Annotated in this window: 10 protein-coding genes, 1 tRNA gene and 1 pseudogene; 3 read left to right on the top strand and 9 right to left on the bottom strand. The window is 64.4% G+C overall.

What is annotated here, in order from left to right:
* The coding region (locus tag KH616_RS15425) for an MFS transporter (RefSeq protein ID WP_292247713.1) at nt 1-940 on the bottom strand (940 nt) is incomplete at its 3' end.
* Between the two features lie 57 nt (nt 941-997).
* On the bottom strand, nt 998-2,308 hold the full coding sequence (locus KH616_RS15420) for a D-serine ammonia-lyase (protein ID WP_292247707.1): 1,311 nt from the start codon (nt 2,306-2,308) through the stop codon (nt 998-1,000).
* Nucleotides 2,309-2,417: 109 nt separating this feature from the next.
* Between KH616_RS15420 and KH616_RS15415 the strand changes: the two genes are divergently transcribed.
* A complete protein-coding gene (locus KH616_RS15415; RefSeq protein ID WP_292247710.1) occupies nt 2,418-3,359 on the top strand; it encodes a LysR substrate-binding domain-containing protein in 942 nt (313 codons plus the stop codon).
* A 60-nt stretch (nt 3,360-3,419) separates the two neighbouring features.
* Here KH616_RS15415 and KH616_RS15410 read toward each other — a convergent pair whose 3' ends face one another.
* From KH616_RS15410 to KH616_RS15395, 4 genes are all read right to left on the bottom strand, one after another.
* A complete protein-coding gene (locus tag KH616_RS15410) occupies nt 3,420-4,844 on the bottom strand; it encodes an MFS transporter (RefSeq protein WP_292247705.1) in 1,425 nt (474 codons plus the stop codon).
* A gap of 185 nt (nt 4,845-5,029) precedes the next feature.
* Nucleotides 5,030-5,845 (bottom strand): shikimate dehydrogenase, encoded by an 816-nt coding sequence (aroE, locus tag KH616_RS15405; RefSeq protein WP_292247702.1) that lies wholly within the window; start codon nt 5,843-5,845, stop codon nt 5,030-5,032.
* A gap of 72 nt (nt 5,846-5,917) precedes the next feature.
* Nucleotides 5,918-7,102 carry a YncE family protein gene (locus KH616_RS15400; RefSeq protein WP_292247699.1) on the bottom strand — a complete coding sequence of 395 codons (1,185 nt, stop codon included), beginning with the start codon at nt 7,100-7,102 and terminating at the stop codon, nt 5,918-5,920.
* 19 nt (nt 7,103-7,121) lie between these two features.
* The gene (locus KH616_RS15395; protein ID WP_292247698.1) at nt 7,122-7,895 is read right to left on the bottom strand and encodes a glucose 1-dehydrogenase; all 774 of its coding nucleotides are present in this window, start codon (nt 7,893-7,895) and stop codon (nt 7,122-7,124) included.
* A gap of 151 nt (nt 7,896-8,046) precedes the next feature.
* Here KH616_RS15395 and KH616_RS15390 point away from each other — a divergent pair, with 151 nt between their 5' ends.
* Nucleotides 8,047-8,919 (top strand): LysR family transcriptional regulator, encoded by an 873-nt coding sequence (locus KH616_RS15390; RefSeq protein WP_292247695.1) that lies wholly within the window; start codon nt 8,047-8,049, stop codon nt 8,917-8,919.
* Nucleotides 8,920-8,966: 47 nt separating this feature from the next.
* Here KH616_RS15390 and KH616_RS15385 read toward each other — a convergent pair.
* Nucleotides 8,967-9,053 (bottom strand): annotated as a pseudogene (locus KH616_RS15385) (DUF1153 domain-containing protein); the annotation flags it as partial.
* A gap of 2 nt (nt 9,054-9,055) precedes the next feature.
* Here KH616_RS15385 and KH616_RS15380 point away from each other — a divergent pair.
* Nucleotides 9,056-9,220, top strand: a complete 165-nt coding sequence (locus KH616_RS15380) for a hypothetical protein (protein ID WP_292247693.1) — start codon at nt 9,056-9,058, stop codon at nt 9,218-9,220.
* A 22-nt stretch (nt 9,221-9,242) separates the two neighbouring features.
* Here the strand turns inward: KH616_RS15380 and KH616_RS15375 are convergent.
* Together KH616_RS15375 and KH616_RS15370 are read right to left on the bottom strand one after the other, a co-directional pair.
* Nucleotides 9,243-9,321 (bottom strand) — tRNA-Ile (locus tag KH616_RS15375).
* 122 nt (nt 9,322-9,443) lie between these two features.
* Nucleotides 9,444-9,924, bottom strand: a 481-nt coding sequence (locus KH616_RS15370) for a sigma-70 family RNA polymerase sigma factor (protein WP_292247690.1), incomplete at its 5' end; no start/stop codon positions are given.

Raw genomic sequence — 9,924 nt, 5'->3', positions numbered from 1 at the left:
TCACATGGCGGCTACGGTCGCCGTACCGGTCTGAAATGCGCCCCGCCATCACCATGACAACGCACGCTACGACAGCCGGGATCGACGACAGCCAACCGATCGACAATGGATCGCTCACGCCGCTGTTTCGGAGCAGGGTCGGAAACCAGAACGCAACCGCATAGGCGACGTTCAACAGGCAAAAAAGGACCATCGCCATCAAGTAGATGCGCGGATCCCTGGCGACCTGCGCAAACGAGTGATGCCTGGGGTGGTCTGCATCCTTCCGTGACGCAAGGAGCGCGCGCTCTTCGGCACTCAGCCAGCGGGCATCGGCGGGCTTGTCCGACAGAACGAACCGGGCAAGGACGCCAAGAAATACACAGGGGATGCCTTCCAGGACGAACAGCCATTGCCAGCCGTGCAAGCCATGCACGCCGGCCAGGTGCGTCATGATTCCGCCCGACAACGGGCCGGAAATCACGCCGGTGAGCGGCCCGGCCAGCAACACGATGCCCATGACACGCCCCATGTTCGCCTTGCCGTACCAATAGGTCAGGTAGAAGAACATGCCGGGCGCGAACCCCGCCTCGAACACGCCGAGCATGAATCGCAGCACATAGAACGTGGTCTCGTCGCGCACGAACATCATGCCGGCCGACGTGAGGCCCCACAGAATCAGAATGCGGCTGAACGTCTTGCGGGCGCCCCACTTCGGAAACATCAGATTGCTCGGGACTTCGAACATCATGTATCCGATGAAGAAAATCCCCGCGCCCAGTCCATAGGCCGCATCGGACAGCCCGAGATCGCCCTGCATTTGCAGCTTGGCGAAGCCGATATTGACGCGATCGAGCGTCGCAAAGACATAGCAGACGAGCAGAAAGGGCAGCAACCGCCAGTTCAGTTTGGCGATCAGCGATTGGAAAGACGCATCCGGTTCCGGGCGTGCTTCAGACATGGCGTTTGTCTCCTGTTGTTTTATCAAGTCGTCAGGCCATGACATCCATCGTGTGGCTCAGCGTTGAGCGGCAAGCGCTTTCGCGTATTCCTGGAAACGCCGGTGTTCTTCGGGCGGCACCAGCGATCCGCCGGTCGTCCAGATGACGTGGGTGGCGCCGCTCATGTCGAGATTGCGGGCACGCGTGTATTCACGACCTTCCGGCGAGTCGCTCAGCCAGACCGGCCCGTTGACGGCAGCGGCGGCGGAAGGCTCGAGATCGATATCCATCGTCTGCTTGACCCGCAGCAGCTGCCGATAGAGTTGCGCGTCGCTCACCGTGAATACGCCGGAGAGTTGCGCCGCCATCAACGGGCTGACGAGGGGCGAAGCCTGACCGACCGCCAGACCGTCGGCATCTGTCCGGTTATCCAGCCCGATGTCATAGACGGAGACCTGTTCGCCGTGACCGGCCGCCAACTGGACAAGCATGCACGGGGAAGCGACGGGTTCCGCGAAAAAGCAGTGCACATGCGGACCGAACAACGCCTTCAGGCCATAAGTAATGCCGCCCGGCGCGCCGCCGACGCCACACGGGAGATAGACGAAAAGCGGATGCCCGGCGTCGACGATGCGTCCGGCTTCCTCGAGTTGCGCGGCCAGCGGGCGCGCCGCCGCCGCATAGCCGAGGAACAGCATCAGCGAGCGCTCGTCGTCGACAAAATGGGATCTCGGCGTCCTGAGCGCTTCCTCGCGGCCGGCCGCGACCGCCTGCGCATAGCTGCCCTCATGCTCGACGACCTCGACGCCGCGCTGCCTCAGGCGTTCCTTCTTCCACTGTTTGGCGTCCGAAGACATGTGCACGATCACCCTGAAGCCCAGCGCGGCGGCCATCACGCCAATGCTGAGGCCGAGATTGCCGGTACTGCCGACGGCAACCGTGTGCCGTGAAAACAGTTCGCGAGCACGCGGGGAAGCCAGCACTCGCCGATCGCCGGCCGCATCGAGCAGACCCGCCTCGATGGCGATCGATTCGGCAATCGTCAGGACTTCGTGAAAGCCGCCCCGCGCTTTCACGGATCCGGCGATCGGCAGCGTATCGTCGCGCTTGAGGAACCACGCGCCCGGTTGCCTGCCGGGCTGCATCAGCGCTTGCTGCAAATGCGCGGCGGCCATCAGTTCGGATTCGATCGGCCCCGCGATGTCGACTGGAAAGAGCTCGCGCATCAAGGCCTCGCACTGCGCGAGACGCCTTTCGGCCTGCGTGATCTGGGCGTGGCTTGGCGCATGCTCCGGCAGAGCACTGCCCAGGTTTGGATTGAGCCACAGAAGCGGTTCTTCGGACTGTAGTCTGTCTAATAGACCGGGAGCGCCAAGCACGGATGCCATGGAATGACCTGTATCGAAAGCAACGGAAAAGGAAGCAGCCGGAAGGATGGTAGAGCTTGCCAAATGTCGGCGGAAGCGCTAGTTTCTAATCCCCCCATTAGCCACGCTAATACCGATGCAACTCGACTCGTCCATTCTCGGCTGGCTACGCTGCTTTGAATCGGCCGGGCGTCTGTTGAGCTTCACGAAGGCGGCACACGCGCTCAACCTGACGCAAAGCGCGGTCAGTCAACAGATTCGTCATCTGGAAGAGCGTCTCGGCTACCCCTTGTTCGAACGTCACGCGCGCGGCCTGGTGATGACATCGAAGGGCAAGGTCCTTTGGGAAGTCACGTCGAGAGCGTTTCTGGACATCAACCAGACACTCAGCCAGCTCGGACTGTCGCACCGGCCCTTGCAGGTGAGCTGCTCGCCGTCTTTTGCGCTGCAATGGCTGATACCGCGCCTGACCATCTTTCAGCGCCGGCAGCCCGATGTCCCGCTGCGCGTCATCGCCGAATTCCAGTCGCTTGACCGATACGCGATGGAGGCCGGCGGAATCGATGTGGCGATCCGATACGATCCCCTCGACTATCCCCAACTTCACGCCGAAACCGTTCTGGCCGAACACCTGGTTGCTGTTGCGACTCCGGCATATCTGAAACAGCACCCCGCTTTCGCGAAGGGGACGTCGCTCGACGGCGTCGTCCTGCTGCACGATGCTGCCGCATGGGATGGCGCGCCGGAATTTGCGGAATCGCGCGTCTGGATGGAGGCCGTTCATCCGTCATGGATCGCGCATCTGGCAGGCCCGCAATACAACCTCTCCAGCCTGGCCATCAGTGCCGCAATGAACCATCAGGGCGTGGCTATCAGCCGGTCGGCGTTGGTCTACGAAGAACTCAGGAGCGGGCGCCTCGTCAATGTGTTTGGCAGACACGTCCCGGCACCGGCACGCTACGTATTACTTTGCCGTCAGCCGGAAGACCCGCGCATTGCCGCGTTTTCCGCATGGCTCAAAGACGAGTGCGAACAGTTCGACAAGATGCGGCAGCAGTTGCTTGCGGCTTGAAGCGACAAGACCGGCGCCCGACTCGGCGATCACTGCGCCGGGCGCCCGGGACATAAAGCGTCATGCCTCTGGCCGATCCGCCGCCCCCGCCGTGACGTCCGCGGCGTCGCGCAAGCTGTCGAGGTCACGGCCGCGCGTTTCCGGCGTATAGAAGGTCGTCACCACACCGATCCCGCTCAGCATGGCGACATAGGTGGCGAGCGGAATCCACGCGAGGATCGTGCCCTGGCTGCCGCCCCAGTGCGCAGTCGCCCACGCGATGATCGACGCGCCGATGAGCGGCGCCACCCCGCCCGCGATGACAGCCGACACTTCGCGCCCCACCGCGACGCCGGCATATCGATGCTGTGCGCCAAAGAGTTCGGGAAGCAGCGCGCCTTGCGTCGCGAACATGCCCCAGACGCCGACCAGAGCGACGCACAACATCGCGACGCTCGCCGTCGCGTTGCCCAGGCTCAGCACCCACCAGGTCGGATAGGCGAGCAGCATCTGATACAACGCAAACGCGCGATACACGGGAATGCGTCCGAACCGGTCGCTCAGCATGCCGGTCAGCGGAATGACGAGCGCGCCCGACGCGCCCGCGAGCAGCAGCGCGAGCGGCCCGATGGATCCTTTGAGGCCGGTTGCGGCCGCGATATAGCTGATGGCGAGCGACTGATAGATCGACGAACCGCCGTTCTCCGCCATCCGCATGCCGATGACCCGGAGGAGGGTCGGCTTCGAATGCGCAAGGAGATGTTTCAACGGACTGTCGTTGACTTGATGGCGCGCTTCGAGCTTGGCGAACGACGGCGACTCCTTGAGTTTCAGCCGGATCCAGATCGCCACCGCGATGATCACGACGCTCAGGAGGAACGGCACGCGCCAGAGCCAGCTCTGCGAGACGTCTTCGACGCGCACCAGCGCGAAGTAGATCGCGGCCGCCATCACCGTCCCGAGCAGCACGCCCATGAACGGCAGCGCCGCGAAGTATCCGCGACGCCTGGCTGGCGCGTACTCGGCCATCAGCACCGCGGCGCCGGCCTGTTCCGCGCCGGCGCCGAGCCCCTGCAGCAGGCGGCAGCCGACGAGCAGGATCGGCGCCCAGACGCCGGCGCTCGCGTAGGTGGGCAACAGGCCGATGAGCGTGCTCGCGACGCCCATCAGCAGGATCGTCGCCATCAGGACGAACTTGCGCCCATAGCGGTCGCCGAGCGTCCCGAAAACGATGCCGCCCACGGGCCGGATCGCGAAGCCGAGGAAGTACGCGCCGAAACTCGCGATCAGGCCGATGCTCGGATCGCTCGACGGGAAGAACAGCGGCCCGAAGATCAGCGCCGACGCGAGGTTGTACAGCGCAAAGTCGTAGTATTCGAGCGCGCTGCCCAGCGATGCGGCCCATGCGGCACGGTACAGATCCGCGGTCGTCACGTCCTGTCTGCGGCTATCGGCGTCGATGCAGCCCGCGCTCGGGGCGGCCGCAATGGATTGCTGGTATTTCATGACGTCTCCTCCAATATGGAGGCCGCCTTGATCATCGGTGTGATCTCGACGGCCCGTTTTTCATGGCGGCGTGCGAACGCCGCTCCAGCCCGTGTCGCCATGCGATGAACCCGTCCCCCGTCTTGTCGCGAGGTGCCGGATCGCGCTGGCCACACGCGCCTTCGTCGATACCGGACCGCACCGGCCTAGCCGACTCGCGCGATCTCGTCGAGCAAGGCCGCGCTCATCGCCTCGAGCGGGGCCGGCTTGCCCGTATAAAGCTCGACCTGACCGCAGAATTGATGCAGCAGCATGCGCGTGCCGTCGATCACGCGGCAGCCGAGTTCGGCGGCGTCGCGGATCAGTTTCGTGCGAACCGGGATGAAGGCCGCATCCATCACGACGAGATGCGGCGCAAGCTGTCCGGCGCGCAACGGCTTGACCTCCGGCGCGCGGAATCCGGCGGCAGTCGCATTCACGACGATGTCGAACCCATGTGGATCGAAGTCGCCCGGATCGCCGCCGAATGCGAGACCGAAGTCCTGCGCAAGCGCCTGCCCGCGCGACGCGGTGCGGTTGAACACGGTGATCCGCGCGCCGGCGCGTTGCACACCCCACGCGATCGCGCGGGCCGCACCGCCCGCGCCGAGCAACGCGACGCGCCGCCCTTCGAGCGGCATCGCTTCTTCGAGCGCGCGCACGGCGCCGACGCAGTCCGTGTTGTAGCCCGTGAGATGGCCGTCGCGGTTGTCGATGGTGTTGACCGCGCCGATCTCGCGAGCCGTTTCGTCGAGCGCATCGAGGTGCGGAATGACCGCCTGCTTGTGCGGCATCGTTACGTTCAGTCCGCGGATGCCGAGCGTGCGCATCGCGTCGATCGCGCCGGCGGCGTCTTCCACGCCGAAGCTGACGAACGTGTAGTCGACGCCGAGCGCCCGATAGGCCGCGTTGTGCACCTTGACGTTGAAGGTGAACGGCTGGCCGGCGAGCGAGCCGCACAGGGTTGGAATCGAATGGGGCATGGCTGCCTTTGTCGGGTCAGGAATTCGAAACATGGTGCTCTGTCATGACGCGTTGACTGGATGTCCGGCGCGTCAGCGCGGCATCGTGCGCAGCGACGAAGGTCCGCCCGTCAGCGCGATGCGCTGCCCGGTGTCGCGCAGATGACCGCCGTTCACGGCATAGAGCGCGAGTTGCTTCTCGACGTTGAACTGAACGATCAGATGCTTGCTGTCGGCGGTGAAGACGATGCCCTGCGCAGCCTCGCCGCCCGGCACCTCGGCGACCTTCACGGCCTGGCCGTCGCGGATCGCGAACAGCAGCACCTTGCCGCGCACATGACGTCCGGGGTTGTCGGGCGTGAGGTTGGAACCGTCCATCGCCTGTACGCCGATCCATTTGCCGTCGGGCGAAATTGCCACGCCCTCGGGCAGAGACGGCACGCTCACGTGCTGAACCGCGCGAAACGGCTCGCGCGAGACATCGATGAGCGTCACCGTATCGGCATCGCCCGCGAGCTTGCCGGAATAGGATGGCAGGCCGGCCAGCCCGACATCGCTCACCACAGCCCATTTGCCGTCGCCCGATACGTCGATCGTGTAGGGCGCGACGCCGCTCGACAGACGCACACCGCTGTCGGTCACGCGCCCGTCGGCGACGTCGAGCACCGCGACGCCCTGCTCATCGCGCAGCGCCACCAGCGCATGCCTGCCGTCGTGCGTAAAGCTCACGCCCGCGAGCCGCTTCTGCCCGATCTTGAGTCGATCCGCGAGCGTCACGCGGTTTCCGTCGATGTCGAGCACCGCCACGCTGCCGTCGACACAAGCGACAAGTGCGAGCCGGCCGCTGCGGTCGATGGCGATGCCCTGCGGATGGCAGCCGATATCGAGCCGGGTCACGGCCGGCGGCGTTGCCTGCAGGTCGACCACCTGCACAAACGCATCCATCAGCAGCTTCTTCGCAACATGGTCGTAACGCGTCGGCGCGCCGACCAGCGCGACCTTCGCGTCCGGCGTGATCGCAACCGCCTGCGGCGGACCCTGGATGCCGTTTTCAACTTCCACCTGCACCTTCACCTGCGGCGGAAAGTGGCTGGCGTCCAGCAGCGTCAGCGTATCCGGCGCGGGATTGTCGGGATACGTGTCACGGCCTTCGACACGCTGATATTTGCCGTCGTTGCCGGACACGATCCAGTCGGCCGCGTACGACGTGCACGCCGCGATGGCCATCGTCAGTCCCGCGAGCGCGCGTACGCGTCGGCTTGCCAGTGAAATACGCATCGTGTTGTCTCCTGTGGGTTCAGACTACGCTGGTCAATCCGCCATCGACGAAAAGCGTCTGCCCGGTCACGAAATCCGATGCGGACGACGCGAGAAACACCGCGGCGCCGCACAGCTCTTCGACGCGGCCCCAGCGGCCCGCCGGCGTGCGCTTGCAGAGCCATTCGGAGAAAGCCGGATCGTCGACGAGCGCGCGATTGAGCTCGGTCTCGAAGTAGCCGGGCGCGATCGCGTTGGCCTGAATGCCGTACCGCGCCCACTCCGCACACATGCCCTTGGTGAGCATGCGGATGGCGCCTTTGGTTGCCGCATAGGGCGTGATGCCCGGCCGCGCCAGCTCGCTCTGCACCGAACCGATGTTGATGATCTTGCCGCGTCCGCGCGCCAGCATGTGTCGTGCGACGGCCTGCGACACCTGGAACACACCGTCGAGATTCACGCGCAGCAGGTCGTTCCAGTCGCGTTCATCGAAGCTTTGTAGCGGCGCGCGGCGCTGGATGCCCGCGTTGTTGATCAGAATGTCGAGTGCGCCGATGTGTTGTTCGACGCGGTCGATCGCCGCGACGACCTGATCGCGGTCGGTCACATCGAACACGGCGAAGTCGGCGTCGAAGCCCTCGTCGCGCAGATGAGCGGCGATGTCCGCTGCCTTTTGCTCATTGCGATCGTTGATGACGATCGCGGCACCCGCGCCGGCAAGTCCTCGCGCCAGCGCAAGCCCGATGCCGCGGCCGGAGCCGGTGATCAGCGCGCGCTTGCCGCGCAGGTTGAAGAGTTTCAGCGTCTCGTCCATTTTGTTGGCGGCGCATCCACGGCTGGATGCGGTTTGTCTCCGAATGCGCCTAGTTCACCCGAAGCGCCGCCATCGCGCCAATAGTCTTTCATGACGCTGTTATCATGAATCGTGATTACAGGCCTGGCGCGCCCTCGGGGCGGAGGATTTCATGGAGCTGAAGCATCTACGCGCGTTCGTCGCGCTCGCGGAGGAACTGCACTTCGGGCGGGCGGCGCAGCGCCTGTGCATCGTGCAGCCGGCACTGAGCATGCAGATCAAGGCGCTCGAGGCGGAACTGGATGTGCAACTGTTCGAACGCGACCGCCACAAGGTCGCCCTGAGCACGACCGGCAGGCTTTTTTTGCCCGAAGCACGCGCTACGTTGCATCAGGCGGGGCGCGCTGAGCAGACCGCGCGGCTGTCGGCACGGGGCGAAATCGGCACGTTGCGCATTGCATTCGTGTCGTCGGTGCTGCCGAAGCTGCTGCCGGCACTGATTCGCGCCATGCATGCGCGCTACCCGCTCATCACGCTCGAACTGAAGGATATGCCGACGCCGGATCAGATCGCCGCGCTCCACGACAATCAGCTGGACTTCGGCCTGATCCGCCTGCCCGTGAGCGGCAGCGGCCTGGACATCCGCGTGGTGCTCGAAGAATCGTTCGTCGTCGCGCTTCCCGGCGATCACGCACTCGCCACGCGGCCGGTGATCCGTCCGGCCGATCTCCGGGGTTTTCCCGCTTTCGTGCTCGCGCGGCGCTACGCGCCGGGTTTCCACGACGACATGCTGGTGGCGCTGAAACGCGAGGGCGCGGATCTGGAGATTGCGCAGGAGCTCGGCGAGTTCACGACGATGCTCGCACTGATTTCGGCGGGGCTCGGCATTGGCGTGATCCCGGCGGCCGCGGCGATGGCGCTGCCGCCGAAGGTCGTCGCCCGGCCGCTCGAACTGGGCGATCATAAGGCGGCCATCGGGCTCGCCTGGGCCGGAGCGGGCAATGCGATCAAGCGGGCGTTGCTCGACGTGATCCAGTCGATATAGTTGGCTGACCTGGCCAGTCTCGGCGAGCGGCCTTTCCATCGACCTGTATCGCCGTACGCTTCCGGCAACGCCTTGATCTGCCGCCCGTACTGTTCCCTCACGTCCAGCAGGTTCGCTCGCAGCGCATTCTCCATGCATGACGCCAGCGCTCTGCGCGAAGCAGTTCGAGCGCAGCATTGAGGCATTCCTGAAGACCTACGTGAAATGGATGGACGGTCAGCAGAATGCGCCAGAGATGGCGAGGCTCGAATCGCTGTTTTCTTCCCCGGAATTGCCCCGGGATAAGCGCAAGAAAACTTAAGCTTCTGAAATGAAGAACATTGTGGTGGGCCCCCCGGGAGTCGAACCCGGCACCAACGAATTATGAGTTCGCTGCTCTAACCAAGCATGAGCTAGGGGCCCTGCAATGACGCGCGCTACAAGCGCCCGAACTGAACGCCGGGGCGGCATTGTAACAACAAAGACGGGAAATGCCACCGGCAATGTTTCGAAGCCGGTGGCATTCTGAGGGGAAACGCCGAGGATCAGTTCCCTTCGAGGAACGATTTCAGCTTGTCGGAACGGCTCGGGTGACGCAGCTTGCGCAGCGCCTTCGCCTCGATCTGGCGGATCCGCTCACGCGTGACGTCGAACTGCTTGCCGACTTCCTCGAGCGTGTGATCGGTACTCATCTCGATACCGAAACGCATCCGCAGCACCTTCGCCTCGCGCGGCGTCAGCGAATCGAGCACATCCTTCACGACATCGCGCATGCTCGCGTGCAACGCGGCATCGGCCGGCGCGACCGTGTTGGTGTCCTCGATGAAATCGCCGAGATGGGAATCGTCGTCGTCACCGATCGGCGTTTCCATCGAGATCGGCTCCTTCGCGATCTTCATGATCTTGCGGATTTTGTCTTCCGGCATCTCCATCTTCTCGGCGAGCGTTGCCGGATCCGGCTCGAGACCGGTTTCCTGCAGGATCTGCCGCGAGATGCGGTTCATCTTGTTGATCGTCTCGATCATG

This window comes from Burkholderia sp. (assembly GCF_018375725.1).
Classification (GTDB): domain Bacteria; phylum Pseudomonadota; class Gammaproteobacteria; order Burkholderiales; family Burkholderiaceae; genus Burkholderia.
The sequence above is the reverse complement of the archived record's forward strand: the minus strand, read 5'-3'. Positions and strand labels throughout refer to the sequence as shown.

What these genes read in the sequence shown, in the direction of transcription:
- KH616_RS15420 (WP_292247707.1), bottom strand. Translation starts at nt 2,308, where the DNA reads ATGGCATCCGTGCTTGGCGCTCCCGGTCTATTAGACAGACTACAGTCC.
- KH616_RS15410 (WP_292247705.1), bottom strand. Translation starts at nt 4,844, where the DNA reads ATGAAATACCAGCAATCCATTGCGGCCGCCCCGAGCGCGGGCTGCATC.
- aroE (WP_292247702.1), bottom strand. Translation starts at nt 5,845, where the DNA reads ATGCCCCATTCGATTCCAACCCTGTGCGGCTCGCTCGCCGGCCAGCCG.
- KH616_RS15400 (WP_292247699.1), bottom strand. Translation starts at nt 7,102, where the DNA reads ATGCGTATTTCACTGGCAAGCCGACGCGTACGCGCGCTCGCGGGACTG.
- KH616_RS15395 (WP_292247698.1), bottom strand. Translation starts at nt 7,895, where the DNA reads ATGGACGAGACGCTGAAACTCTTCAACCTGCGCGGCAAGCGCGCGCTG.
- KH616_RS15390 (WP_292247695.1), top strand. Translation starts at nt 8,047, where the DNA reads ATGGAGCTGAAGCATCTACGCGCGTTCGTCGCGCTCGCGGAGGAACTG.
- KH616_RS15380 (WP_292247693.1), top strand. Translation starts at nt 9,056, where the DNA reads ATGACGCCAGCGCTCTGCGCGAAGCAGTTCGAGCGCAGCATTGAGGCA.